General features: G+C 68.7%; 25 protein-coding genes. 8 read left to right on the top strand and 17 right to left on the bottom strand.

Annotated elements, in window-relative coordinates:
• Positions 1 to 3 precede the first annotated feature (3 nt).
• From MKK70_RS01460 to MKK70_RS01445, 4 genes are all read left to right on the top strand, one after another.
• A complete protein-coding gene (locus tag MKK70_RS01460; RefSeq protein WP_147840835.1) occupies positions 4 to 1,227 on the top strand; it encodes a molybdopterin-dependent oxidoreductase in 1,224 nt (407 codons plus the stop codon).
• Positions 1,228 to 1,238: 11 nt separating this feature from the next.
• A complete protein-coding gene (locus MKK70_RS01455; protein WP_147762548.1) occupies positions 1,239 to 1,577 on the top strand; it encodes a c-type cytochrome in 339 nt (112 codons plus the stop codon).
• Positions 1,578 to 1,761: 184 nt separating this feature from the next.
• Positions 1,762 to 2,745: a beta-propeller fold lactonase family protein gene (locus tag MKK70_RS01450; RefSeq protein ID WP_147840836.1), complete on the top strand. Its 984-nt coding sequence runs from the start codon at positions 1,762 to 1,764 to the stop codon at positions 2,743 to 2,745.
• Between the two features lie 79 nt (positions 2,746 to 2,824).
• Positions 2,825 to 3,910 carry a sulfite oxidase gene (locus MKK70_RS01445; RefSeq protein WP_147840837.1) on the top strand — a complete coding sequence of 362 codons (1,086 nt, stop codon included), beginning with the start codon at positions 2,825 to 2,827 and terminating at the stop codon, positions 3,908 to 3,910.
• A 3-nt stretch (positions 3,911 to 3,913) separates the two neighbouring features.
• Here MKK70_RS01445 and MKK70_RS01440 read toward each other — a convergent pair whose 3' ends face one another.
• From MKK70_RS01440 to MKK70_RS01420, 5 genes are read right to left on the bottom strand one after another with little or no spacing between them, the layout of a single operon-like run.
• On the bottom strand, positions 3,914 to 4,285 hold the full coding sequence (locus MKK70_RS01440) for a YidH family protein (protein WP_056203338.1): 372 nt from the start codon (positions 4,283 to 4,285) through the stop codon (positions 3,914 to 3,916).
• Positions 4,282 to 5,172: a LysR family transcriptional regulator gene (locus MKK70_RS01435; RefSeq protein ID WP_147840838.1), complete on the bottom strand. Its 891-nt coding sequence runs from the start codon at positions 5,170 to 5,172 to the stop codon at positions 4,282 to 4,284. Before MKK70_RS01435 ends, MKK70_RS01440 begins: the two co-directional genes overlap by 4 nt.
• The gene (locus MKK70_RS01430; protein ID WP_147840839.1) at positions 5,169 to 5,978 is read right to left on the bottom strand and encodes an anti-sigma factor family protein; all 810 of its coding nucleotides are present in this window, start codon (positions 5,976 to 5,978) and stop codon (positions 5,169 to 5,171) included. Before MKK70_RS01430 ends, MKK70_RS01435 begins: the two co-directional genes overlap by 4 nt.
• Positions 5,975 to 6,484, bottom strand: a complete 510-nt coding sequence (locus MKK70_RS01425) for an RNA polymerase sigma factor (protein WP_243924979.1) — start codon at positions 6,482 to 6,484, stop codon at positions 5,975 to 5,977. Before MKK70_RS01425 ends, MKK70_RS01430 begins: the two co-directional genes overlap by 4 nt.
• Positions 6,485 to 6,527: 43 nt before the next feature.
• A complete protein-coding gene (locus MKK70_RS01420) occupies positions 6,528 to 6,911 on the bottom strand; it encodes a hypothetical protein (protein ID WP_147840841.1) in 384 nt (127 codons plus the stop codon).
• 181 nt (positions 6,912 to 7,092) lie between these two features.
• On the opposite strand from MKK70_RS01420, the gene MKK70_RS01415 reads away from it, so the two are divergent.
• Together MKK70_RS01415 and MKK70_RS01410 are read left to right on the top strand one after the other, a co-directional pair.
• A complete protein-coding gene (locus tag MKK70_RS01415) occupies positions 7,093 to 7,548 on the top strand; it encodes a DUF305 domain-containing protein (protein ID WP_147840842.1) in 456 nt (151 codons plus the stop codon).
• Entirely contained in the window at positions 7,545 to 8,981 is a 1,437-nt protein-coding gene (locus MKK70_RS01410) for a YncE family protein (RefSeq protein WP_147840843.1), read from the top strand. Before MKK70_RS01415 ends, MKK70_RS01410 begins: the two co-directional genes overlap by 4 nt.
• A gap of 225 nt (positions 8,982 to 9,206) precedes the next feature.
• Here MKK70_RS01410 and MKK70_RS01405 read toward each other — a convergent pair.
• Positions 9,207 to 9,976, bottom strand: a protein-coding gene (locus MKK70_RS01405; RefSeq protein WP_243945504.1) for an IS5 family transposase whose coding sequence is annotated in 2 segments (ribosomal slippage) — positions 9,207 to 9,661 and positions 9,661 to 9,976 — 771 coding nt in all. Because the reading frame shifts where the segments join, the coding sequence is not laid out codon by codon here.
• A gap of 220 nt (positions 9,977 to 10,196) precedes the next feature.
• On the opposite strand from MKK70_RS01405, the gene MKK70_RS01400 reads away from it, so the two are divergent.
• Complete coding sequence (locus MKK70_RS01400; protein ID WP_147840845.1) at positions 10,197 to 10,568, top strand: response regulator; 372 nt, start codon at positions 10,197 to 10,199, stop codon at positions 10,566 to 10,568.
• A gap of 170 nt (positions 10,569 to 10,738) precedes the next feature.
• Here MKK70_RS01400 and MKK70_RS01395 read toward each other — a convergent pair whose 3' ends face one another.
• The 8 genes from MKK70_RS01395 to MKK70_RS01360 all read right to left on the bottom strand — a co-directional run bounded on the left by MKK70_RS01395 (position 10,739) and on the right by MKK70_RS01360 (position 19,598).
• Positions 10,739 to 13,906: an efflux RND transporter permease subunit gene (locus MKK70_RS01395; RefSeq protein ID WP_147840846.1), complete on the bottom strand. Its 3,168-nt coding sequence runs from the start codon at positions 13,904 to 13,906 to the stop codon at positions 10,739 to 10,741.
• Positions 13,903 to 15,408, bottom strand: a complete 1,506-nt coding sequence (locus MKK70_RS01390; protein WP_147840847.1) for an efflux RND transporter periplasmic adaptor subunit — start codon at positions 15,406 to 15,408, stop codon at positions 13,903 to 13,905. Before MKK70_RS01390 ends, MKK70_RS01395 begins: the two co-directional genes overlap by 4 nt.
• Positions 15,405 to 15,800, bottom strand: a complete 396-nt coding sequence (locus tag MKK70_RS01385) for a FixH family protein (RefSeq protein ID WP_056251379.1) — start codon at positions 15,798 to 15,800, stop codon at positions 15,405 to 15,407. Before MKK70_RS01385 ends, MKK70_RS01390 begins: the two co-directional genes overlap by 4 nt.
• An 82-nt stretch (positions 15,801 to 15,882) precedes the next feature.
• On the bottom strand, positions 15,883 to 16,278 hold the full coding sequence (locus MKK70_RS01380; protein ID WP_147840870.1) for a hypothetical protein: 396 nt from the start codon (positions 16,276 to 16,278) through the stop codon (positions 15,883 to 15,885).
• Positions 16,279 to 16,322: 44 nt separating this feature from the next.
• Positions 16,323 to 17,486, bottom strand: coding sequence for an MFS transporter (locus MKK70_RS01375; protein WP_147840848.1), 1,164 nt, complete (start codon positions 17,484 to 17,486; stop codon positions 16,323 to 16,325).
• Between the two features lie 7 nt (positions 17,487 to 17,493).
• Positions 17,494 to 18,789, bottom strand: coding sequence for an arsenic transporter (locus MKK70_RS01370; RefSeq protein WP_147840849.1), 1,296 nt, complete (start codon positions 18,787 to 18,789; stop codon positions 17,494 to 17,496).
• A 36-nt stretch (positions 18,790 to 18,825) separates the two neighbouring features.
• A complete protein-coding gene (arsC, locus tag MKK70_RS01365) occupies positions 18,826 to 19,251 on the bottom strand; it encodes an arsenate reductase (glutaredoxin) (protein ID WP_055959023.1) in 426 nt (141 codons plus the stop codon).
• Complete coding sequence (locus MKK70_RS01360; RefSeq protein ID WP_056251363.1) at positions 19,251 to 19,598, bottom strand: ArsR/SmtB family transcription factor; 348 nt, start codon at positions 19,596 to 19,598, stop codon at positions 19,251 to 19,253. Before MKK70_RS01360 ends, arsC begins: the two co-directional genes overlap by 1 nt.
• Positions 19,599 to 19,645: 47 nt before the next feature.
• Between MKK70_RS01360 and arsH the strand changes: the two genes are divergently transcribed.
• Positions 19,646 to 20,398: an arsenical resistance protein ArsH gene (arsH, locus tag MKK70_RS01355; protein WP_147840850.1), complete on the top strand. Its 753-nt coding sequence runs from the start codon at positions 19,646 to 19,648 to the stop codon at positions 20,396 to 20,398.
• A gap of 517 nt (positions 20,399 to 20,915) precedes the next feature.
• Here arsH and MKK70_RS01350 read toward each other — a convergent pair.
• The 3 genes from MKK70_RS01350 to MKK70_RS01340 form a co-directional block, all read right to left on the bottom strand.
• Positions 20,916 to 21,074, bottom strand: coding sequence for a hypothetical protein (locus tag MKK70_RS01350; protein ID WP_156629667.1), 159 nt, complete (start codon positions 21,072 to 21,074; stop codon positions 20,916 to 20,918).
• A gap of 795 nt (positions 21,075 to 21,869) precedes the next feature.
• Positions 21,870 to 23,108: a hypothetical protein gene (locus MKK70_RS01345; protein WP_147840851.1), complete on the bottom strand. Its 1,239-nt coding sequence runs from the start codon at positions 23,106 to 23,108 to the stop codon at positions 21,870 to 21,872.
• Positions 23,109 to 23,910: 802 nt separating this feature from the next.
• On the bottom strand, positions 23,911 to 24,174 hold the full coding sequence (locus MKK70_RS01340) for a helix-turn-helix transcriptional regulator (protein ID WP_147840852.1): 264 nt from the start codon (positions 24,172 to 24,174) through the stop codon (positions 23,911 to 23,913).
• Between the last annotated feature and the right edge of the window lie 40 nt (positions 24,175 to 24,214).

Below are 24,214 nucleotides of genomic sequence, written 5' to 3'. Positions count from 1 at the left end.
ACCATGCACGGACTGGACAGACCGACGAACCGCCGCCTCGTCCTGGGTGGCCTAGGGCTCGGCAGCCTCGGCGCCGCCATGCCGGCCTGGGCGGCGGGCTCGGTGAAGCTTCCGCTGCCGGGCGGCCCGGATGAGCGGGCGTTGACCACGGCCTTTCCGGACAAGGGCGAGATGATCCTGCAGCGCACTCATCCGCCGCTGCTGGAGACGCCGTTCTCGGTATTCGACGAGGGCGTGTTCACACCCAACGACCGCTTCTACGTCCGTTGGCACTGGGCCTCGATCCCGACCGAAGTCGACGCCGGCACCTTCCGTCTTAAGGTCCACGGCCACGTCGATAAGGAACTCTCGCTCTCCCTCGACGCCATCGCCGGCCTGCCCCGCTTCGAGATCGCCGCGGTGAACCAGTGCTCGGGCAATTCACGCGGGCTGTTCGAGCCGCGTGTGCCCGGCGCGCAATGGGCCAACGGCTCGATGGGCAACGCCCGCTGGACCGGGGTGCGCCTCAAGGACGTGCTCGAACGCGCTGGCGTGAAGTCTGGTGCCTTGCAGGTGCGCTTCAGCGGCCTCGACGAGCCCGTGGTCGACGACGCGCCGGACTTCAAGAAGTCCCTCGATCTCGACCACGCCAACAATGGTGAGGTGATGATCGCCTACGCGATGAACGGCGAGCAACTTCCGCTGCTCAACGGTTTCCCGCTCCGCCTCGTGGTGCCGGGCTGGTACTCGACCTATTGGGTCAAGATGCTGTCCGACATCGAGGTGCTGGACAAGCCCGACGACCAATATTGGATGAAGACCGCCTACCGCATCCCGGACGTGCCGGGCGCCAACATTAAGCCCGGCCAGACCGGCTTCAAGACGGTCCCGATCAACAGGATGGTGCCGCGCTCCTTCGTCACCAACCTGACCGATGGCGCCAAGGTGGCGGCCGGAACGCCGGTGGCCCTTCGCGGCATCGCCTTCGGCGGCGATTGCGGGGTGAAGACGGTCGACTTCTCCGGAGATGGCGGAGCGACGTGGTTCCCGGCGCAGCTCGGCGCGGACGAGGGCCCCTACAGCTTCCGCCGCTTCGAGGGCAGCCTACCGGCGCTGGCCTCCGGCACCCACACGATCAGGGTCCGCTGCACCAACACCAACGGCGTCGCGCAGCCCATGGACCGGGTCTGGAACGGCGCCGGCTTCATGCAGAACGGCATCGAGGCCGTGTCCTTCCAGGCCGCTTGAGGAGAACAGCCATGAACCCAATCCGCCCTGCGGCCCTCATCGCCGCGCTCATACTGTCTCCCCTGGTGGCGCTCGCCGCCCCGGCTCCCGAGCCGATGCGCTTCACCTCGCAATCGATCGAATTCCCGACTTCCGACCGAATGTTCCCCGACGGACCGGGGGCCGAGGCGGTCAATAACAACTGCCTCGCCTGCCACTCGGCCGGGATGGTGCTGACCCAGCCCAAGCTCACGAAGGCGCAGTGGACCGAGACCGTGAACAAGATGGTCCACGTCTACAAGGCGCCCGTCGATCAGGCCGACGTGCAGACCATCGTCGACTACCTCACGGCGTTGAAGCCGACGCCCTGAACCCCCGAATCCCGAGGCCGCCGCGCTATTTCGCCGGCCTCGGGGAATAAACCGCGCCTTCTGGCGTCTCCTCAGGGCGATGCACGGCCGGCCCGGCCTTGCACCACGGATTTCCGATTTCGAACCAGCCCTCACGGCAGGCCCCGGCCGCCGAACGAGCGCGCATGCCCGAGAGACCCGCTTCATGACCCATATCCGCACCAGCCTCCGCACCCTCCTCACCGGAGCCGCCTTGCTCCTAGCCCAGGCCCAGCCCGGGTTCGCCGCCGGCTTCGACGGCGCGATCAAGAACAACGCCCTGGCGCTGAACGCCGCCGGGACCGTCGCCGCTGTTTCGAACAGCGAGGAGAGCGCCGTCGTCGTCTACGACGTCGCCAAGGGCACGGTGCTGCGCCGCCTCGACGGCTTCGTCACGCCGCGCAACATCGTGTTCGCGCCGGACGGCGCCCGCTTCTACGTCTCCGACAGCGGCACCGGCCGGATCACGGTCTACGAGACCGCCACCGGCAAGGAGGCCGGCGTTCTCGCCGCGGGCCCCGGCTCGTTCGGTACGGTGCTCTCGGCCGACGGAGGCAAGCTCTACGTCAACAACGAGGCCGCGAGCACGCTGACCGTGTTCGACACCAGGACCATGCTCGCCGAGGCCGTGATCCCCGGCTTCGCGCAGCCGCGCCAGGGCGTGAAGCTGTCGCCGGACGGCAAGACCGTGTTCGTGACGAACTTCCTCGGCGACAAGATCACGTTGGTCGATACCGCTACCAACAAGATCACCGGCGAGATCGCCGGGTTCGACAAGCTGCGCGCCATCTCGATCACCAAGGACGGTAAGACGCTGTTTGCCGCCAACAGCGGCCGCAATACCATCGGCGTGGTCGATGTCGCCGCCCGTAAGGTCACCTCCGAGGTGGCAGTGGGCAAGGACCCCTACGGCGCCGCGCTGACCCCGGACGGGCGCTTCGTCTATTCGGGCAATCTCAAGGACAACTCCTTGTCGGTGATCGACACCGGCACTCTCAAGGTCGTCGCAACGGTGACCGGCCTGAACGAGCCGCGCCAGGCGATCGCGTTCTCGACCGACAACGCCCGCGCCTACGTCCTCAACCGCGACCTCAGCGTCGCCGTGGTGGACCGGGCGAAGAACGCGGTCATCTCGACGATGAAGCCCTGAGGCGACGCGCGCCGGGGGCCTTATCGGTTCCCGGCGCGTTCTCGTCGTCGACACGTCACGAACGCAGGACAAAGACCCCATGCTCGGCCTGTTCCAGCGCAAGGACCGCCTCATCGTCCACGGCAAGGCGCCCTACAACGCCGAGCCGCCGCTCGATCGCCTGCGCGCGACCTTCATTACCGAGCAGGCCGACTTCTACGTCCGCAGCCACGGCGACATCCCGGACATCGACGCCGACAGCTACCGCCTGACCGTCGACGGGATGGTCGCGACGCCGCTCGACCTGTCCGTCGCCGACCTCAAGGCGCGGTTCGCACCCATCACCGTCACGGCAGTAATGCAATGCGCCGGCAACCGCCGGGCCGACATGCTGGCGGTGGCCCCGGTCGCCGGCGACCCGTGGGCGGCCGGCGCCATCGGCAACGCGGAATGGACCGGCGTGCGCCTCGCCGACGTGCTGCGCGCGGCCGGCCTCGACGCGGGGGGCGCACGTCACGTCGCCTTCGAGAGCCACGACCGGATCGCCCATACGGACACGCGCTTCGGCGCCTCGATCCCGCTCGCCAAGGCGCTCGCCCCCGAGACGCTGCTCGCCTTCGCGATGAACAGCGAGCCTCTCGCCCCCGAGCACGGCCATCCGTTGCGCGTGGTGGTGCCGGGCTTTGCCGGTATCCGCAGCCCGAAGTGGCTCGCCCGCATCACGGTGCAGGATCACCCCTCCGACAACCCGATGCAGGCCGACGACTACAAGCTGTTTCCGCCCGACGTGACCGCCGAGACCGCGGACCCCGCCCACGGCATCACCATCGAGGCGATGCCGCTCAACAGCGCGATCTGCGAGCCCGCCCGCGGCGCAGCGTTGAAGGCCGGCCGGCACGCGATCCGCGGCTACGCCATCGCCAGCGACCGAGCGGTCGCCCGCGTCGACGTCTCGACGGATGGCGGTCGCAGCTGGGCGCAGGCCCGGATCGACCGCGATGCGGACGCGCCCTACGCCTGGACGTTCTGGGAGATCGACTGCGAGCTGACGACCGGCGAGCACGAACTCGCGGTGCGGGCCTGGGACTCCGCCGGCCAGACCCAGCCTGCGGCGCCGGACGACACCTGGAACTACAAGGGCTACCTCAGCGCCGCCTGGCACCGGGTGCGGGTCACGGTGGCCTGACCGTCACGCCCAGAGCAGGGCAGTGGCCGCGAGGCCCGAGATCGCGATGAGTAGGGCCGCAACCCCGACGGTGAGGATGCGCGGCATCATCGGGATCTCGGCATGGGCGAGTCGCGCTCGGATCGCCCGGTCCCGCCATGCGGCGCCGGCGAACGAAGCAAGCGCGCAGGCGATCAGCGTGAGCGACAGCACCTTCAGTGGCCAGACCGCCAGCACCTCTCGCAGGAAGCGCTGCGCGGCCAGGCCGACGCCGAGGAAGGCGAGCCCGGTGCGAAGCCACGCCACGAAGGTGCGCTCGGCTGCCAGCACCGTGCGGTCCTCGGCGAGCCTGACCCGCGGGTCGTCGGGGGGAACGGGCTTCGCAGGTTCCCTCATCCGGCAGCCGCCTCCTGGATCAGGTCGAGCAGCGCGTCGGCTGCCCGACTGCGATAGCGCTCCTTGTGGCGCAGCACCCGGAAGGGCCGGCTCGGCAGGGCGAACGCCGCCCGCACCAGCGTTCCGGCCCGTAGCGCGGCGGCGACCACGGTCTCGGACAGGACGGCGGCCCCGCCCCCGGCCTCGACGGCGGCGCGCACCGCCTCGTTCGAGGGCAGTTCGAGCGTGACCCGGAGTTGGGCCGTGGAGAGGCCAGCCTCCATGAGCGCTGCCTCGAAGGCCGAGCGGGTTCCGGATCCCGCCTCGCGCAGCACCCAATCGGCCCCGGCGAGGTCCTCGGGTGCGAGCGCGGTCGCCCCCGCGAAGGGATGTGTTGGGGCAACCACGAGGACGAGTTGGTCCCGCGCGATGGTGGTGCTCGCAAGCGTCGGGTCGTCCAACGCTCCCTCGACGAAGCCGAGTTCGGCCTGCCCGGCGCGCACCGCGTCGGCGGCATCGGTGGTGTTGCCGACCGCCAGCCGGATGGCGATCTCAGGGTAGGTGCGGCGGAAGGCGACGAGGTGGCGCGGCAGCCAGTCGCTGGCGATGGTCTGGCTGGCGTAGAGCGCCAGCGTCCCGCGTCGCAGGCAGCTGAGGTCGGCGAGCACCAGTTCGGCGGCTTCCGCCCGGGCGAGCACCGCGCGAGCCTCGATGAGGAATACGCGCCCCGCCTCGGTGAGTTCGATCCCGCGGCCGACCCGGTGAAACAGCTTCGTCGCGTGCCGCCCCTCGATGTTGGCGATCGCCGTGCTGACCGCCGACTGGACGATGTTCAGCGCCTCGGCGGCTCGCGTCACGTGCTGCCGCTCGGCCACCGCCACGAAGATGCGAAGCTGGTCGAGGGTCACGGCTGCCGACGATCCGGCGCGAGGCCGCGGACGTGCGCATCGACCGCCTGCGCGACGGTGAGCAGCCGGGCCTCGTCGGTACGGCCGGTGACGACGTAGGACATGCCACCATCGACCCAGGAGAAGGCAGCGATGTCGCCCTCTCGGGCGAAGCGGAAGAGCGTTCGCCCATCGCCGTCTCCGACGCGGCTGTAAAGCGTCAGGCGGGTTCCGCGGTCGTCGTCGTACATTAGCATCGCTGCGGATTCAGCGCCGGCCGGCAGCAGCCGCCCGCCCATCAGGCGAAACCCTTGGGCCGCGAGATCGGGGGCCGCGACCGCGTGACCGAGGCGCTTCGAGAGCCACGTCACGAGGTGGGGCTTCTCGTCGGCGCGCACCTCCACCGGATGCACCACCTCGACCACGAAGGTGCGAAAGGCCGCGACCGCGTCCTGCGTCGCCGGTGACTCCGTCACCATCGCCGTTGCGGGTCCGCCGCGCAGGGCATGGCCGACCCAGCCGCCGGCACCGCCGAGCGCAAGGCAGAGCACGGCTGCAGCCGCCATGGGGAACCAGCCCCTGCCGACGAACCGACGTCGCGGGCGAATGTTGGCCACCCGGAGCCGCGCCGGGATCGCCTCCTCGGCGATCGGCGCGAGGCGGGCACGCAGGCGCTCGCGCAGAGCGCGATCCGCCGAGACCTCGGCCGCACGCGCGGGGTTTCCTTTGAGCCATGCCTCGACCAGCGCCTGCCGCTCCGGTTCGAGGCGGCCATCGATCAGGCCGTGCAGGTCGTCCTCGCCGACCGGGCGTGGATCCCCGCTCATTTCACCCTCCTCAAGAGGCCGGTTCGGCCTGTTTCCAGAAAACTTCGCATCCGCGTCCGCGCCCGGCTCAACCGCGACATCACGGTGCCGAGCGGTACGCCAAGCACCTGGGCCGCCTCGGCATAGGACAGATCCTCCACCGAGACGAGGAGCAGCACCGAGCGCTGTTCCTCGGGCAGGGCGTCGAGGCCGGCGAGCACGTCGCGGGCCCCCATCGCGGCCTCCGGGTCGATACCTGGGTCGGGCACCTGCTCCAGCGCTTCCGCGCCGCAATCGACGCCGCGCCGGCCCTGGCGCCGGACGGCGCCGAGGAACAGGTTGCGCTCGATCGTGAACAGCCACGCTCGGAGGTCGCCGTCGCGGCGGCGCCCGGACCAAGCGGACAAGGCCCGCTCCAGGGTGTCCTGGACGAGGTCGTCCGCCGCCTCGCGGTCTCGCAACAGCGCGACGGCGTAGCGCCGCAGGGCCGGGATTTGCGGTTCGATCAGGGCGGCGATCTCGTCCAACGATGCTTCCCGGTCAGAGGGGGCCGATCAAGGCATTCACCGATCAAGGCTTGGCGATGTGCCACGCGCCATTGAGGAAGCCGTCGCCGGTGATGTCGCCGGGCTTGGTGTCCTTGGCAAAGGTGTAGAGCGGCTTGCCCTTGTAGGCCCACTGCATCGTGCCGTCGTCCCGCGTCACCATCGTCCAGTCGCCGCTGGCGGCCGAGCCGGAGGCGGCCATCAGGGCCGGCCAGTTGGTGGCGCAGGGGCCGTTGCACATCGACTTGCCGCCCATGTCCTTGTCGAAGGTGTAGAGGGTCATGCTCTTGGCATCGACGAGCGCCGGCCCCTTGGCGGTCTCGGCCGTCATGGCAGGCGCGGCGGCCTGGGCGGCCAAGGCGGAGAAGGCGACAGCCGCGAAGGCGCCGCGGATCAGCAGAGTGCGCATGGGTGAGGTCTCCCGCGGTCGAGCATGACCGCATCGGGAGGGATGCCGAAGAGGCGCCTCTATTCCACGCGTCTTCTCGACGACAGATCACGAAGGCGTGAACGGGCTCTCAGCCACATCCGCGGAATAAAGCCGCGCCCCAGGCATCCTTCCCATCGACACCGGATCAAAAGGAAGCCGCATGCGCGGAGCACTGGGATTTGCCGTGACGGCGGCGCTGATGGCGAGCGGCCTCGTCGGCGGCCGGATGATGATGCGCCCGACCTTGGCCGCCACCGAGCCAGCGGCAGCTCCGTCTGCGTCCTTCGACGCGATGATGGCGCAGTCGATGGCGCAGATGCATGCCGACATGATGGTCCCGCCCTCGGGCGACCCCGACCGCGACTTCGCCGCGATGATGATCCCGCACCACGAAGGCGCGATCGCGATGGCGAAGGCGGAGCTGCTCCACGGCGAGGATCCGGTCCTGCGCCGCCTCGCGCAGGGGATCGTCGTCGAGCAGGGCCAGGAGATCGATGTGATGCGCCGCGCGCTCGCCGATCGCCTCGCGATGCCGGGTCGGGCCGCCGGCGCCCCTCCCGTTCACCACCATGGCGCGGCACCTGCCGCCGAGATGCCTTCGGAGCACCGCCGATGAAGACCGCCCTGACCGTTCTCGCCCTTGTGCTGCTCTCCGGCTCGGCCTTCGCCGGGCAGGCTCCAGGCCCCGCCTCGGCGCCCGACGTGCCCATCAGCAGCAAAGACCGGTTCTACACCTCCGATCAGTTCTCCAATACGGTCTCTGTGGTCGATCCCGCCGCCAACACCCTGCTCGGGGTGATCCGGCTCGGCGACCCGACGCCGACAAACCTGAGCCCGCTCTATCGCGGGCAGCTTCTGGTTCACGGCATGGGCTTCTCGCCGGACCACAGGACCCTGCTCGCGGTCTCGATCGGTTCGAACTCCGTGAGCTTCATCGACACGGCGACCAACGCGGTCCGCCACACCGCCTATGTCGGCCGCTCGCCGCACGAAGCCTTCTTCACGCCGGACGGCCGAGAGGTCTGGGTGAGCGTGCGCGGCGAGGACTATATCGCCGTGCTCGATGCCGCGACCGCCATGGAGACCCGCCGGATCACCGTACCGAACGGGCCGGGCATGACGATCTTCTCGCCGGACGGCACCTACGGTTACGTCTGCTCCAGCTTCAGCCCCGAGACCGTCGTCATCGACACCAAGACCCACGCCATCGTCGGCCGCGTGAAGCAGGAGAGTCCGTTCTGCCCCGACATCGCCGCCACGCCGGACGGCAAGCAGGTGTGGTTCACCCTCAAGGATGTCGGCCGGACCCAGGTGTTTTCGGCGCGTCCGCCATTCGCGCCGCTGAAGACGATCGAGACCGGGCCGATCACCAACCACGTCAACATCGTCTCGACCAAGGCCGGCCAGTTCGCCTACGTGACGATTGGCGGCCTGAACCAGGTCAAGGTGTTCCGCACCGACGATTTCTCCCAGCTCGCAACGATCCCGACCGGCGCCCTGCCGCACGGGCTCTGGCCCTCGGGCGACGGCAGCCGCGTCTATGTCGGTCTGGAGAACGCCGACAAGGCCGCGGTGATCGACACCGCGTCGAACACGGTGATCGCCGAGGTGCCGATCGGGCAGGGTCCGCAGGGCGTCGCCTACGTCCCGAACGCCGTACCGGAGGGCGACGGAATGCAAAACCTGCAGCCGCTGGGGGCCGCAGGCCAGACCAGTGCGCTGACGCTCGCGGGCAGCGACGGCAAGCCGGCGACGCAGGTCACCCTGTTCGACCAGGGCGTGCTGCAGACGCTGCAGGCCGCGATCACGGGACTGGCGCCGAAGATGCCGTTCGTGCTGGCGCTGTCCGCAGATCCGAAGGGCGCGACCGGCCTGGAGCCACTCGCCGCCTTCACCACCAACCCGGCCGGCGCGGCCATCGTCAACGCGATCGGCCCGATCCGGCAAGTCACCCGCAAGGACGCCGGCCCGAGCCGCCGTTACCTCGTGGTCGCGGCGGGCAAGCCCGGCAAACTCGGCGGCGTCGTGCAGGTGCAGATCACGGATTAATCGAGCGGTGTCGCCAGTCCGGAAGGCGAACATCTCAAACAATGCCTCCGTGACGCGAGCCCAGCCTCGATGTCTGCTTTCGAGAACAGCGTCAGCCCGCTTCTATGGCGTAGTTGGGTCGGATGCGGAATGTCCGCTTGCGGGCGGCCGGTTACCTTCCGCATTCCACCCCAAGCTGACCTCGCGAATGGGTACCAAGCGTCAGGTTTCGACCACTAGGGCGTGTCATCGCTTGAGCCAATCGAGGGCGGCGGCGAGGTAGAGGACGCCCATGAAGCTGACGGCGGTCTTCTCGTAGCGGGTGGCGATGGCGCGCCACTCTTTGAGCCTGGCCCAGAGGCGCTCGACCTGGTTACGGTTGTTGTAGATCCAATCCGGGCAGGCCACGGGCGCTTCGTGGCGCTGAGGCGGGATCGCAGGCCGAGCGCCCATGTCCCAGATGTGTTCGCGAAAGACGTGGCTGGTATAGCCGCGGTCTCCCACGACCCATTTGGGCACCCCCGGCAGTTGATCGAGCAGGGGAACAGCGTGAGGGAGTTCATGGGCCTGACCGGGCGCCAGCCGGAAGGCGATGGCGCGGCCCTGCCCGTCGGCGAGCACGCAAGCCTTGGTACTATCGCCGCCACGCGAGCGGCCAAGAGCTTCACGAGCGTCTCGCTCGGCCGCAGATCCCCCCTTTTGGCGGCTCCCGCCGCCTTTTGGTGCGCCCGCACGTTCGTGCCGTCGAGGAACACCATGCCGAGTTGGACGCCGCGTTCCTGCACAAGGTGAAGAAGCCGCTCCCAGACGCCGGCACGCGACCAGCGGATGAAGATCTGGGCGGCCCGCCACCAGGGTCCCAATTCCTCGGGAATGGCCCGCCATTTGGCCCCGTTCTGATGCCGCCAGAGAATGGCCGAGAGCGTGCGCTGCAGATCCTGCGGAGGCGTTTTGGCCTTGGGCCGGCAGGCTTCAACCAGAGGCTCCAGATCAGCCCATTGCGCGTCGCTCAGCATCGTCCCTCCTCCATCAGAGAGACGAAAACGCAAGCCCAGCCAATCTGTTCAGGCGACGACAGGCCCTAGGGGCCCGCATCCACGGGACCTACGGAAACGTCGCCAGGCAACCGGGCTTCAAGGACGCAAAAGAAACCTATGTTATGCGGCAACCTACCGGCCAGGCCGGCCTTTGGTATCCATGCCCCTGCCTGACACCGCCGATGCCCCCCATGTCCTCGTGGTCGACGACGACGCCCTCATCTTGATGGATGTGTCCGACATCCTGGAGGATGCCGGTTTCGTGGTTCTTGAGGCGATGAACGTCGCCCAGGCGATGCGGGTGCTAGACGAGCACCACGGCAAGGTGCAGCTGCTGTTCACGGACGTGCAGATGCCCGGCCCGGACAACGGCTTCGACCTGGCGCGGCGGACGGCCGTGACGTGGCCCCACATCGCCATCGTGGTCGCCTCCGGCAATGTGCGACCTGAACCCGGGGACCTGCCCTATGGGGCGACGTTCATCGGGAAGCCGTTCAGCCCCTCCTTGGTCCGGCACCACGTGCGCGAGACGATGCCGCCGGAGAAGCACCCCGGGCCCCTTCGGAGGTAAGCCCGGGATCGGTTGGCCGGAGCCCCATGCCTCCTCCCGGCTCTCCTCGATCATCGACCGGATGCGAGCGACCCTCGATGTCGGGTTAGGCGAGGTCTTCGAGAATGTCGGAGACCAACCTGCCTACCTTCGGCTCGTCTTCGACCACCAGCATGGTCTCGTCCTCGTTGTCATTCCGCGGCCAAGGGCATCGTGTGCCCCTCGACGGATTCCGGCCGCATGTCGGATCTCGGCAGTCCCCATCCCTTCACCAGCCCGTACACTGCCGGGATCACGACGAGGGTCAGGACGGTCGACGACACCATGCCGCCGATCATCGGCACCGCGATGCGCTGCATGACCTCGGAGCCCGAGCCGGTGCTCCACAGGATGGGTAACAGCCCGGCCATGATGGCGACCACGGTCATCATCTTGGGCCGCACCCGCTCGACCGCGCCGACCATGATCGCCCGCCTCAGGTCATTTCGCGATAGGGGCCGGCCCTCCCGCTCGCACTCCGTCCGGACCTCGGCCAGCGCATGGTCGAGGTAGACCAGCATGATCACCCCGGTCTCGGCGGCGACCCCGGCGAGCGCGATGAAGCCCACGGCCACGGCGACCGACAGGTTGAAGCCGAGCCACCACATCAGCCAGACGCCGCCGACCAGGGCGAAGGGCAGCGACAGCATCACGATGAGGGTCTCGGTCAGGCGCCGGAAGTTCAGGTAGAGCAGCAGGAACACGGTCAGGAGGGTCAGGGGCACCACGATCTTGAGCCGGGCCGTCGCGCGGTCGAGGTACTCGACCTGCCCGCTCCACTGGAGGGTGGTCCCCGGCGGCAGGCTCACCTCGCCGGCCACCGCCGCTCGCGCCTCGGCCACGTAGCCGCCAAGGTCGCGTCCGGTGACATCGACGTAGATGAAGACCGCGAGTTGCCCGTTCTCGGTCCGGATCTGGGTCGGGCCCCGGGTCAGCGCGACCTTGGCGACCTCACCCAAGGGGACCGTGCCTCCGCCCGCGATGGGTACCTGCACCTCGGTCGCGATGGATTGTGGGCTCGACCGGAAGGCGCGCGGGTAGCGAACGTTCACGGTGTAGCGCTCGCGGCCCTCGACGGTGTTGGTCACGCTCTCACCGCCGAGCGCCATGGCGATCACGTCCTGAACCTCGCCGACCGTTAGGCCGTAGCGGCCCAGAACCTCACGGTCCGGCGTGATGTCGAGGAAGTACCCGCCCTGGACGCGCTCGGCATAGGCGCTCGACGTGCCCGGCACCGCCTTCACCACCGCCTCGACCCGGCGGGCGACCTTCTCCATCTCGGCGAGGTCGGTTCCGAGCACCTTGATGCCGACGGGGGTTCGGATGCCGGTGGCGAGCATGTCGATGCGGGCGCGGATTGGCTGGGTCCAGGCGTTCGAGACGCCCGGGAACTGGAGCGCGGCATCCATCTCGGCCTTGAGGCTCGCCAACGTCACGCCCGGGCGCCACTCCGCCTTCGGCTTCAGGTTGACGATGGTCTCGAACATCTCGGAGGGCGCCGGGTCCGTGGCCGTGTTGGCCCGGCCCGCCTTGCCGTACACAGACAGGACTTCCGGGAAGCTCTTCAGGATGGTGTCCTGTCTCCCTAAAAGCTCTCCGGCCTTGGTCACCGAGATGCCCGGCAGGGTGGTCGGCATGTACATCAGGGTGCCCTCGTCGAGGTCGGGCATGAACTCGGACCCGAGCTGCAGGGCCGGCCAGACCGAGGCGCCTAGAACGCCCAGCGCGATCAGGATGGTCAGCACCCGCGCCCGCAGGACGCCGGCGATGATGGGACGGTAGAGCCAGATCAGGAGCCGGTTCACCGGGTTGCGGTGTTCGGGCACGATGCGGCCGCGCACGAACAGGACCATCAGGGCCGGAACCAGCGTCACCGACAGCACCGCCGCCGCCGCCATCGCGAACGTCTTAGTAAAGGCCAGCGGCCCGAACAGACGCCCTTCCTGGCTCTCCAGGGTGAAGATGGGCAGGAAGCTGACCGTGATGATGAGGAGCGAGAAGAACAGCGAGGGACCGACCTCGGAGGCGGCCTCTATCAGGACCTGGACCCGGGGCTTGCCGGGGTCCGCCCGCTCCAGGTGCTTGTGGGCGTTCTCGATCATGACGATGGCGGCGTCGATCATGGCGCCGACCGCGATGGCGATGCCGCCCAGGCTCATGATGTTGGCGCCCAAGCCCAGCGCCTTCATGCCCGCGAACGCCATCAGGATGCCGACCGGCAGCATCAGGATGGCCACCAGCGCGCTGCGCACGTGGAGCAGGAAGACGACGCAGACGAGAGCGACGATGGCGCTCTCCTCGATCAGGGTGCCCTTGAGGGTCTCGATGGCCGCCTCGATCAGGTGCGAGCGGTCGTAGACGGGCAGGATCTCGGTGCCCTTCGGCAGGCTGGCGGCGACTTCGGCGAGGCGCGCCTTGGCGCTCGCGATGACGTCGAGGGCGTTCGCCCTGAAGCGCTGGAGGATGATGCCGCCGGCGACCTCGCCGTCCCCGTTCATCTCGGTGATGCCGCGGCGCTCGTCGGGACCGAGCTCGACCCGGGCGACGTCCTTCACCCGCAGGGGTGTGCCCGCCTCCGTCCTCAGGACGATGCTCCCGATGTCGGCGACGCTCTTGAGGTACCCGCGGCCACGGACGACGAACTCGAACTCGGACAACTCGACGGTGCGGCCGCCGACGTCGGCGTTGCTCGACCTGATGGCCTCCCGGAGCTTGGACATGGTGATGCCCTGCGCCCGCAGTCGGTTCGGATCGACGACGACGTTGTACTGCTTCACGAAGCCGCCGACGCCGGCGACCTCGGCCACGCCCTCGGCGCGGGACGCCCCGAAGCGGACGACCCAGTCCTGGAGCGAGCGGAGTTCGGCCAGCGACCGCTCCTTGGCGACCACGACGTACTGATAGACCCAGCCCACCCCTGTCGCGTCCGGTCCCAGCGTCGGGGTCACCCCTGCCGGTAGGCGCTTGGCCACCGTGTTGAGGTATTCGAGCACCCGGCTGCGGGCCCAGTACGGGTCGGTGCCGTCCTCGAAGATGACGTAGACGAACGAGACCCCGAAGAACGAGAACCCCCTCACCACCTTCGACCGCGGCACCGTCAGCATGGCCGTGGTCAGCGGGTAGGTGACCTGATCCTCGATGACCTGGGGCGCCTGCCCGGGGTACTCGGTGTAGACGATGGTCTGGACGTCCGAGAGGTCCGGGATCGCGTCGAGCGGCAGGGTCCTCAGGGCGTAGAGCCCGGCTCCCACCGCGAACACGGTCCCGATCAGGACTAACACCAGATTCTTTGCCGACCAGGCGATGAGGCGGGAGATCATGGCGCCTTCCCCTCGGCGGCGGCCTGCGGGCCCGGGTCGGGTTTGGGCTCCGAAAGCCCCTGCAGCGCCGCCTTCAGGTTGCTCTCGGCGTCGATCAGGAAGTTGGCCGAGGTCACCACGCGGTCGCCCGCGGCGATGCCGTCGCGGACCTCGACGTAGCCGTCGCCGCGGACGCCGAGCCTGACCGGTCGCGGTTCGAAGCGACCCTCGCCCTTGTCCAGCAGGACGACCTGTTTCGTGCCGGTGTCGATGACCGCGTCGTCGGGCACCGCGACCACCGGCCTGTCGCTGCCGGTGGCGATCGTCACGTCGGCAAACATCCCCGGGCGCAGGTCGCCGTTCGGGTTGGGCATTTCGATGCGCAGACGGGCTGTCCGGGTCCCCATGGCGAGGTGCGGGTAGATCCGGGTCACCGCGCCGGTGAAGACGCGGTCCGGGAACGTCCTGGCGCGCACGGTCGCCATCTGGCCTTCTGCCACGGCCGCCAAGTCGCGTTCGGTCACGTCGGCGAGGACCCAGACCTTGGAATGGTCGACGAGCTTGAACAGCGTGTCGCCGGACTTGGCGCGCATGCCGTCGGAGACGTTGCGCTCGACCACGACGCCGTCGCGGGGCGCCGACCAGGTGATGGTCGAGGGCACTTTTCGGGATCGCTCGATCTCGTCGATGACCTCGGGCGGGATGCCGAGGTTCTCCAGGCGCCGGCGGGCGCCCTCGTAGCCGATGCCGGTGAGGTACTGCGCAGCCGCCGCGTTCATCTCCGGCGAGAACAGGCGCAGGAGCGGCTGGCCCTTGTGCACGTGGTCGCCGGTGGTGACGGCCTCGACCTTCTCGATGAATGCGTCGGTGCGCATCGCGATGACCGAGATCCGGCGCTCGTCCTCCTCGATGGCGCCGGGCGCGCGCACCGGCATCGACAGGACGCGTCGGTCGACGACCGCCGTCCGGACCCCGGTGCGCTGTAGCTTGCCGGGCGAGATTTTCACGGTGCCGTCCTCGGTGTCCTCCCCCTCGTAGACGGGGAGGTAGTCCATCCCCATCGAGTCCTTCTTCGGGGTCGGCGAGGTGTCCGGCAGGCCCATCGGGTTGCGGTAGAAGCGCACCTTGCGGGCCCCCGCAGGCGTGGTGGCCTGACCCATGGCCATGTCGCCGTGCCCGGCGTCGGGCATCGCCTCCGCCTCGTCGGGTTCGTCGAAGCGCACCTCCTCGCTGGCGCGGACGGCGCGATAGTCGCGACCGTCCGCCGTGCGCCTCGGCTCGGAGGCGTAGTCCGGCTTCCCGTCCGGGTCCTGGTAGAAGACGACCGGTCCCGTCGCCTTCGCCGCGACCGATGCCTGTATCGGGGATGCCGGCCGGGGCGTGCTCGGCAGCCAGTGGGTGAACCCGGTCCGCGCCTGCTGGACGAGCGCCGGTACGGGGCTGCCCTCATGCCCCGCGCCATACCCCAGGGCCCCCGCCGCGAGCGCGGCGAGGGTCCCGGCCAGCCATGCCATCCGGCTCACTTGGTGGCCTTGAACACCAGCTTGTTCTCGACGGTGCCGGTCTCGCCCTGAACCTTGGCTCCGAGCGAGAGGCGCCAGCCGCCGGCCATCGTCAGCTTCGCCTTGAACCGGTAGAGGCCCGGCTCCGGCGACGGTAGCTGCTCGATCCTGGAGGTCATTTCCTCCATGCTGTCGGGCGCCATGTCGATGCGCTTGGCGAAGATGACGGCGTTCGGCACGGGCTTGGACGTGCGCTTGTCGACGAGGCGGACGTCGAGGATGGCCTCGCCCTGCTTGGCCTCGTCCTTCACCAGTTGGAACTCGTAGTCCTTGGTGTCGGCCCGGGCCGCGGTGGTCAGGGCGAGACCGAGCAGCGCAGCCGTCAGGGCGCGTGAAAACGATGTCTTGGACACGGTGGATGATCTCCTGAAAACGATGTGACCCGGGCCTTCAGGCGCGCGGGATCGGCCGGCGCAGGCGCCGGCGGCATCGGGTTCAGGCTCGGGGAGGCTCGGTGGGCGGCCCTTGCGACAGGCTGTCGAAGGAGGCGGTGACGGCCCGGGCGGGCCCCTCGATGACGGCAACGCGGCCCGGAAGTCCGACGGCGACCGGCAGGCCGGTGGCGACCTTCGCCAGGCAGAGCGCCATCAGCGGGCAGCCCTTCGAGCAATCGGGCAAGTCCGGCCGCTCCTTGGGGCAACACGGCATCTCGTCCATGGCCATCCCGGCCATGTCGTCCATGGCCTCGTCGGGCATCGCCATGACGTGACCCTGAACGGCCATCGGCGCGCGCATGCCCGCGGCGGCCGCGGATGCGGTCACCGGCGCAAGGGCGAGGCTGAGAACCGCCAGGAGCGGAAGCAGCCTGCGAAGGGCGAGCCAGAAGGTCACCGTCGGACGATGCCACATCGTAGACCGGCGAGGAAGGGACGGGACTACCGGACGCGCCAAAGGGATACGGCGAGCGCGACGTTTGCGAGGGCGAGTACGGAAAGGAGGACATAGGTCGCGTCGGCGCCCGCCTGCGTCAGCACGACGGCCCCGAGGGAGGGCGCGAGCGCCTGCGCCACCAGCCCCGGACGGGCGAGCCGGCCGACGAGCGGGGCGTAGCGCTCGGGACCGAACAGCGCGAGAGGCACCGTGCCGCGGGCAATCGAGTAGATCCCGTTGCCGGCCCCGTAGAGGACGAGCGCCAGTCCGACCACGGGCAAGCCCGCTGCCAGCATCGCGATCCCGGTCGCCACGAGAACCATCGCCGCCGTGAGGGTCCAGAGCGGGTGGTGCCGGCCCTTGCCGGCCATCTCGACGATGCGTGCCCCCACCTGGGCCGGTCCGATCAGGGCGCCGTAGGCCACGGCCGAGGTAAGAGCCACGCCACGGGCCTGAAGCAAGGTGATGAGGTGAACCGAGACCAGGGCCATCACGGTCCCGCCAAGGGTCAGCACCCCGGCCATGAGGAGGAAGGCGCGACGCTCCCGACCATCGAGACGAATGACTGGGCTCGGGCCTGCGGGTCGCGTGATCGGATGTGCGGGGGGCCGGGGGATCGCGAGCAGGACGAGCGGCAGCGTGACCGAAAGGTGCAGCCCGGCATAGGCGAGGCAGGTCCCACGCCAGCCAACCTGTTCGATCAGGAAGGCCGAGAGCGGCCAGCACACCGTGCTGGCGAAGCCGCCCCAGAGGGTCAGCGTGGTGATGGCAGGCCTTGCCTCGGCGCCGTAGAGGCGTCCGAGCGTGGCGAAGGCGGGATCGTACAGTCCGGTGCCCATGCCCAGGCCGATCAGGAGCCACCCCGCGAGGTAAGTCAGCAGGTTCGGAGCGAGGCCGAGGATGGCAAGGCCGACGGCGAGGGCGACGGCCGCGAAGGCCAGTACCGGCCGGCCGCCATGCTCGCCGATGTAGGTGCCGACCCGCGGCGAGGCCAAGCCCGCGACGAGGAGACCGAGGGACAGGCCGCCGATGACCCATCCCAGAGGCCATCCCGTATCCTTCGACATCGGCGCGGCCAGAACCGACAGCAAATAGAACGAGGAGCCCCACGTCAGGATCTGGACCACGCCCAGGGCCGAGATCACGGGCCATCGGCGCGCCGGGGCCATCGGATCGCTACCGGGCGCCGAGCACGGGTAGCCAGAGGGCCAGCGCCGCCAGGGTGACGAGCAGCACGGGCTGGGTGATGACCAGACCCACCCGCATGTACTGACCCCAGGTGATGTGCTGGCCCTTGGTGTCGAGGACGTGCAGCCAGAGCAGGGTCGCCAGACTCCCGATGGGCGTGAACTTCGGGCCGAGGTCGCAGCCGATGACGTTGGCGTAGACCATGAGCTCGCGCATCAGCGGCGAGAGATCCGGAGCCTGCTGGATGGAGAGCGCACCCACGAGCACGCTCGGCATGTTGTTCATGACCGAGGACAGGATGGCGGCGGCGAACCCGGTGCCGATGGTGGCGACGAACGGACCATGGCCCGAGAGCCAGACGAGCCCCTGCGCCAGATAGTCGGTCAGGCCGGCGTTCTTCAGGCCGTAGACCACGAGGTACATGCCGAGGCTGAAGAGCACGATCTGCCAGGGGGCCCCCGTCAGGACCTTGCGGATGGGAATGACGCGGCTGCGGTTGGCCAGCGCCAGCAAGACCAGTGCGCCGGCGCAAGTGACCACCGAGACCGGCACGCCGAACGGTGCCGTCACGAAGTAGGCGATCAGCAGCAGCCCGAGGAGCGGGAAGGCCGCCCGGAAGACCAGCGGGTCCTTGATCGCGTGGCGGGGCGCTTCGAGCTCGGCCACGGGGTACGTGGCCGGAAGGTCGCGCCGGTAGAACAGCCACAGCACCACCAGGGTCGCGGCCAGCGAGACGAGGTTCACCGGCACCATCACGGCCGCGTATCGGCTGAAGGAGATGTCGAAGAAGTTCGCCGAGACGATGTTGACGAGGTTCGAGATGACCAACGGCAGGCTGGTCGAGTCCGCGACGAACCCGCAGGCGACGATGAAGGCCAGCGCCGCCGCCGGCTTGAAGTTCAGCCGGAGCAGGATGGCGAGCACGATGGGGGTGAGCAGCAGTGCCGCGCCGTCGTTGGCGAACACCGCCGCGATCGCGGCCCCCAGCAGGATTACCAGCGGGAACAGCAGCCGTCCCCGACCCCCACCCCAGCGGGCGATGTGCAGCGCCGCCCAGTGGAAGAAGCCGGCCTCGTCGAGCAGGAGCGAGATGATGATCAGGGCGACGAAGGTGAAGGTGGCGTCCCAGACGATGTGCCAGACCACCGGGATGTCCCCGGGGTGGATGACCCCGGTGGCGAGCGCGACCGCGGCCCCGATCAGGGCGCTCCATCCGATCCCGAACCCCTTCGGCTGCCAGATGACGAAGACGAGGGTGACCACGAAGATGGCGAGGGCGAGCATCGGGACCGTTTCTTGTTCTTGGTCTTTCAGGGCGGGTCAGGCGGTAGCGACGCGGCGCCCGTGCTCGTCGACGACGCGCTCGCCATCCTCCTTGACGAACTCGCCCTGTTGGGCGGGAAGGAGGTCGAGGACCGCCTCGGAGGGGCGGCACAGGGCAACACCCAGTGGGGTGACGACCAAGGGGCGGTTCAGCAGGATCGGATGCTCGCCGATGGCATCCAGAAGCTGATCGTCCGTCAGGCTCGGGTCCGAGAGGCCGAGCTCGCCGAAGGGCGTACCCTTCTCACGGAGCAGATCACGGACCTTCACGCCCGCCCGCTCGGCAAGCTGGCGCACCAGGGTCCGGTTTGGGGGCGTCTTCAGGTACTCGACCACGTGCGGCTCGATGCCGGCGTTGCGGATGAGGGCTAGGGTATTGCGGGACGTGCCGCAATCCGGGTTGTGGTAGATCACGACGTCCATCAGGCGGTCTCCGTGCAACAGGCGGCGAGGGCAGCGACAGCCGGGGCGCAGACCTCGGGGCGTCCCTGGCAGCAGTCGCGCATCAGGAACTGGATGAGCTCGGACAGGTCCGGGTAGGCGGCGCTGTAGATGATCGAGCGCCCCTCCCGCCGGGAGGTGACCAGCCCCGAATGGCTGAGCTCCTTGAGGTGGAACGACAGGTTGGTGCCGGACACGCCGACCGCCTCGGCCAGCATGCCGGCCGCCATGCCCTCCGGCCCGGCGGTGACGAGCTGGCGCACGATGCGCAGGCGATGCTCCTGGCCGAGGGCCGCGAAGGCCGCCACGGCTTGCCGTTCGTCCATCATGATGTCAATATCTCAACCATCGTTGAAACGTAGAGGAACGAAACGTCTTGGACAAGCCCCTGCAGCCCTTCGCCGATGGAATGCCGAACCTGAGCGAGGGGCATTTCGTGGTCCCGACGACCGACGCCCTGCACGTGAAGACACCGTTCACCCACGCCCCGCGCTTCCTGATCCTGTACGGATCGCTCCGTGAGCGCTCGTTCAGCCGCCTCCTCGCCTACGAGGCCGCGCGCCTGTTGGAGGCGATGGGCGGCGAGGTGCGGATCTACGACGCGCACGGCCTGCCGCTGCCCGACGACGCCACGGCCGATCACCCGAAGGTCCAGGAACTCCGAAACCTCTCGATCTGGTCGGAGGGCCACGTCTGGGTCAGCCCCGAGCGACACGGCGCCATGACCGGGGTCATCAAGAGCCAGATCGACTGGCTGCCGCTCTCGGAGGGTTCGGTGCGCCCGACGCAGGGGCGGACGCTCGCCGTGATGCAGGTCTCCGGCGGCTCGCAGTCGTTCAACGCGGTCAACAGCCTCCGCGTGCTCGGTCGCTGGATGCGGATGATCACCATCCCGAACCAGTCCTCGGTCCCGATGGCGTACAAGGAGTTCGACGACGCCGGCCGGATGAAGCCGGGTCCGCTCTACGACCGGGTGGTCGATGTCTGCGAGGAGCTGATGAAGTTCACGCTCCTCACGCGCGAGCGATCCGACTACCTCGTCGACCGGTATTCGGAACGCAAGGAGCGCGAGCCCGAAAGGCTCAAGGCCGTCGCCGTCGACATCGGGTTCGTGAAGCGACCCTCCTGATCTGCACGTCCACGCCGACCTCTTCTACGCCATCGCCTCGCCCGGTAGGATAGCGATCCCTATTTCAAGGGCTCCACGACCGTAAGCACAAGAGTCTGAGCGCTGGGGCACGTCGGCCGCCACGATGGCGACCACGGGGGCCGTCTCGTCGGGGCGCCGACGATCGCGACGTGGACGGATCCTTCGCCAACGTCGACGGCGGTCAGCTTCACTAGGCTCAGCTGGAGCTTCCGCATGCCGCCTCGGTCAGCGAGGGGGACCGGACGGAGTGGAGCGTCCCCGAGACGTAGACGAGGTCGCGGACGTCCGTGCCCGGCGCGTCGGCCTCGGCGATGGAGGCGATCGGCTCCGCAGTCAGGAGCAGAAATTTCGCTAGGCATCACGTCCTCCTTGGCCTTGCGCCGAACGAACCCCGCCCAGGTCCGGACGGTCCCGTGCGTCGCTGTCTCCAGCACCGCCACTTCGGAGAGGGTCGACGCGGTCAGGCGGCGAGCGAGGATGGCCAGGAGTGGGATGGTCACGACGCCGCCTTCAAGACGATCGCGTCGACGTCGGCGAAGGCGCCGTCGACCTCCGCGGTGGTGATGGCGCCGGCGCCGATGCCGGCGGCGACCTGGTTGTAGACCGCCAGACAGACGCCAATGTGCCTCCGGATCTGCAGGCTCAGCACCTTCAAGCGGTCGTTCGTGAGGGGCCGATCTACCCCGTCGGCGAACGTCCACGGGTCGCTGTCCTTCCGGGCGTCGAGCAGCGTCGCGGTGACCTCGCTTAGCGTGCGCGTCAGGGCCCGCTCGTTGACGGCGACCGCCCAGCCGTCCCACGTCGTGCCGCCCGCCTCGGCCGCTAGGTGCGCCTCGTATGCGTAGGCCAGGACAGCGGCCGCGTCGGGCGGAGCCGGAGCGTTCGGATCGAGCCAGTAGCCATCGGCCTGTTGGGCCTACCTGAGCCACAGCCAGGCGCCGACCGCGTCGCAGATGACGTCGAGGGAGAGACTAACCATGTGAGATAGCGTGGACCGGGGGCGTTAAGGGGGTGAACGTCACGTGGGGCCCTGAAACATAACACCCCCCGACCCCGGGGGCCGGAGGGTGCGCTCAGGATGTGGTGCATCGCGAGGACGACGGATACGTCGACAGCCTAGAATATACCCCACCGAACAGCATCGGACAAGCAAAAAGAGGGCGAATAACGACGGTCTAGCAAGGGGTAAGCGGCGGTTCTAGACTTGGAACAACGGCGGTCCAGTAGGGGGTAGAGCCATTCCTACGACCCCCCCTGAGCGTCGACGGCCAGCCACATCCAGGGAGGGCGGCGCAGAACGTCACGGTAGTGAGCTACACCAGGGAACGGGGCGGGCGGCAGCGACGGGGAAGGTAGCAGGGGGACGACGGCGGGATGACGACCCGCGGGGAACCAGGAGGCCCGGGCCCAAGGGGACAACGGGGGCCCAGGGGCCCATATGTGGAACCAATCACCCGATTATCGTTGAGGGAGAACGGGTTACAGCGCCGAGAACGCCCGTCAGGATTTCGTCCATCTTGGCCTCCATCCACGGGCCCTTGGAGGCCGGTACGATGAAGCTATCGTGGACGGGCAGGCAGGGGATGGACGCCTTCTCGCAGGCCTTGAGGACATCCACCGCCATGGCGCTGTCTACGGCCATGCAGCGGATCCCACGGTCTGCAGCGATGTCTGCGGCGATGGGGGTGTTCCGCGCCACGACGGCCTTGAGCAGGCCGCGGGTGTAGTCCCAGCCGTGCTCCCAGTCGTCCTTGTCCATAATGGCCGCCGCTGCCGCGTTCATGGTCTTCGCGTTCAAGGCGACGTTGAGGGCGAGCTTGCCCTCGTCACGGGGGAATGTTCCCGTGACGTAGGGATCGTGGCGCAAGACGTGACCACGGGCTGCGTAGAGGATCCGCGGATGGAGGGTGGCGAAGTCCGGCTCGAAGGCCGCCTCGCCGTTGATGAGGAGCTCCCGGCGGCGTCCCTTGGGGAGGTTCTGCCACCATCCGTAGAGCCGGCCGTGGCGGTCCCAACGGCCACGGCCGAACACGCGGTAAACCTCGGGGCTCGGGGTCGGGACGACGCTGGCCCACGTCCCCTTCTCCTTGCGGTCGTTGCGGGCCCGGACAACGCGCGTGGCGTGCTCCCACCCGTCGCCCGTCGGCATCGTGACCGAGACGTTGCCGAGGTAGGCATTGATGCGGTCGAGCTCGGCCTCCAGGCGTCGCGTCTGACGTGTCGGGTCGTAGCCGATGACGTCGCCGGCCTCGTCCTTGAGGATGAGGCGGCAGCGGCGCGTCTCGTACTCGAAGGGCGCGTCGCGGAAGGCGTGGACGAGGTCGGGGGTCGCACGCAGGCGGCTCTGCATCCCGGTGGAGAGGTGGTCGCCAGGGCGGGCCCGGACCTCCTCGATCAGCCCGAGCTCGACGAGTTCAGCCACGGCGGCGAGCACGCGGTCGTAGGTGTAGGGCAGGCCCATGTACCGCGATTGACCGGCGTAGAACGCCTTGCGGCGCGAGTAGCTGACCCAGCGATCCTCGCCGGGCGCCATGTCGGCCGCGATGCACGCGGCCGCGAGGACGCTGCGCCTGGCGACGTCCTGCCTGCGATCGGGGATGTCGGGGATGCCGGCGGCCGAGAGGATGTTCTCCGGGATGCGCCAGTGGAAATCGAGGGCGCGGTCGCGCGCCTGTGCCGTGTTGAGCATGTCGTATCCATCGACACGTCAGGCACCACACCGCCGTGTCGGGACCGATGATCCGCTCGAAATTAGCCTTAGTCTATGGGTCTGTGCTTTGGAGATCCACTGATATACTTCGCGAGACCAGTAGTTCTACCGCCCCGACGGGGTGCATGATCTCACGGGGGTAAAGCATCGATTTCAGCCTCGCCCACGGCCTAACTTCGAGGCACCGGAGGATTCAGCCAACGAGCCCCGTGGACGGCTCCACGGGGCTCTAATGCGGTCGAAAATTTATTTGTGCTCGCATGCGGCCGTCGCCTGATGCCGTGAGGACATATCGAATCCGCGAACAGCTTGGTGAGCTGGTGGCTCGAACTCCTAACCCGATCGGGGTCTACCCGATGACCTCGCGGCGGCCCTGGAGCGGGCCCTGTCGGCCGTGAAGCACATCGACGCCGGTAGGATCGGAGCCGAGGCGTGATGCCCAGTGACCAGGCGTTCCTACTCACCTTCGCAGGCCTGCTGCGAGTCGGCATCCTCGCCGACCCTGTCCCGACCTACCGGGCATGCCGATCGGCTTGCGCCGCCCTTGGGGACGCATCCGTGCCCGTTGACTACACCTGACCGATTCGCGCGGTCCGCTTAGTCCACGAGGAGGATTGGGAGAGTCGGCTGAGGCCCACCCCAACCGCGGCCGCCGTGCGGGCCACGCTGGCGAGCGAGGGCGTGGAGAGCGTCCTGGCACGGTGGGGCGGGCGCTACCGAGGCAAACTCATCGCGGCAGCGAACCGCGCCGCGCGCAGGTCACCGCCCGCCAGACATTCCCTTACGTGTCCGGGATCGGGGGCACGTCCGGAGGCGTCGCCTGCGTGTAGGTGACGGTCTGCACCGTGTAGTCGGGCGTGCCTGAGAAGCTGATGCCCAAGCCGGCGTAAAACCCCATCACGGAGTGGAGCGCGCTCAGGGACGACTTCCTCATCTCGACGGCGACCATGGTCCTCTGGGACAGGCCGACGCGTCGGGAAATTTCGTCCTGCGTCAGGCCGACGAGGGTCCGCGCGGCGCGCAGCTGCATTGGGGAGGGATACACGACGAGGCACTCCGAGCCGGATTCGATGGAAGGCCATTAT

It is taken from the genome of Methylobacterium sp. E-041, from assembly GCF_022829665.1.
Taxonomy (GTDB): Bacteria; Pseudomonadota; Alphaproteobacteria; order Rhizobiales; family Beijerinckiaceae; genus Methylobacterium.
The sequence above is the reverse complement of the archived record's forward strand: the minus strand, read 5'-3'. Positions and strand labels throughout refer to the sequence as shown.

Bases quoted from the DNA above. Each gene is read 5' to 3' on its own strand.
- MKK70_RS01450 (WP_147840836.1), top strand. From the start codon at position 1,762: ATGACCCATATCCGCACCAGCCTCCGCACCCTCCTCACCGGAGCCGCC.
- MKK70_RS01415 (WP_147840842.1), top strand. From the start codon at position 7,093: ATGCGCGGAGCACTGGGATTTGCCGTGACGGCGGCGCTGATGGCGAGC.
- MKK70_RS01375 (WP_147840848.1), bottom strand. From the start codon at position 17,486: ATGGCCCCGGCGCGCCGATGGCCCGTGATCTCGGCCCTGGGCGTGGTC.
- MKK70_RS01430 (WP_147840839.1), bottom strand. From the start codon at position 5,978: ATGAGCGGGGATCCACGCCCGGTCGGCGAGGACGACCTGCACGGCCTG.
- MKK70_RS01410 (WP_147840843.1), top strand. From the start codon at position 7,545: ATGAAGACCGCCCTGACCGTTCTCGCCCTTGTGCTGCTCTCCGGCTCG.
- MKK70_RS01370 (WP_147840849.1), bottom strand. From the start codon at position 18,789: ATGCTCGCCCTCGCCATCTTCGTGGTCACCCTCGTCTTCGTCATCTGG.
- arsC (WP_055959023.1), bottom strand. From the start codon at position 19,251: ATGGACGTCGTGATCTACCACAACCCGGATTGCGGCACGTCCCGCAAT.
- MKK70_RS01360 (WP_056251363.1), bottom strand. From the start codon at position 19,598: ATGATGGACGAACGGCAAGCCGTGGCGGCCTTCGCGGCCCTCGGCCAG.
- MKK70_RS01420 (WP_147840841.1), bottom strand. From the start codon at position 6,911: ATGCGCACTCTGCTGATCCGCGGCGCCTTCGCGGCTGTCGCCTTCTCC.
- MKK70_RS01455 (WP_147762548.1), top strand. From the start codon at position 1,239: ATGAACCCAATCCGCCCTGCGGCCCTCATCGCCGCGCTCATACTGTCT.
- MKK70_RS01445 (WP_147840837.1), top strand. From the start codon at position 2,825: ATGCTCGGCCTGTTCCAGCGCAAGGACCGCCTCATCGTCCACGGCAAG.
- MKK70_RS01460 (WP_147840835.1), top strand. From the start codon at position 4: ATGCACGGACTGGACAGACCGACGAACCGCCGCCTCGTCCTGGGTGGC.
- MKK70_RS01345 (WP_147840851.1), bottom strand. From the start codon at position 23,108: ATGCTCAACACGGCACAGGCGCGCGACCGCGCCCTCGATTTCCACTGG.
- MKK70_RS01440 (WP_056203338.1), bottom strand. From the start codon at position 4,285: ATGAGGGAACCTGCGAAGCCCGTTCCCCCCGACGACCCGCGGGTCAGG.
- MKK70_RS01395 (WP_147840846.1), bottom strand. From the start codon at position 13,906: ATGATCTCCCGCCTCATCGCCTGGTCGGCAAAGAATCTGGTGTTAGTC.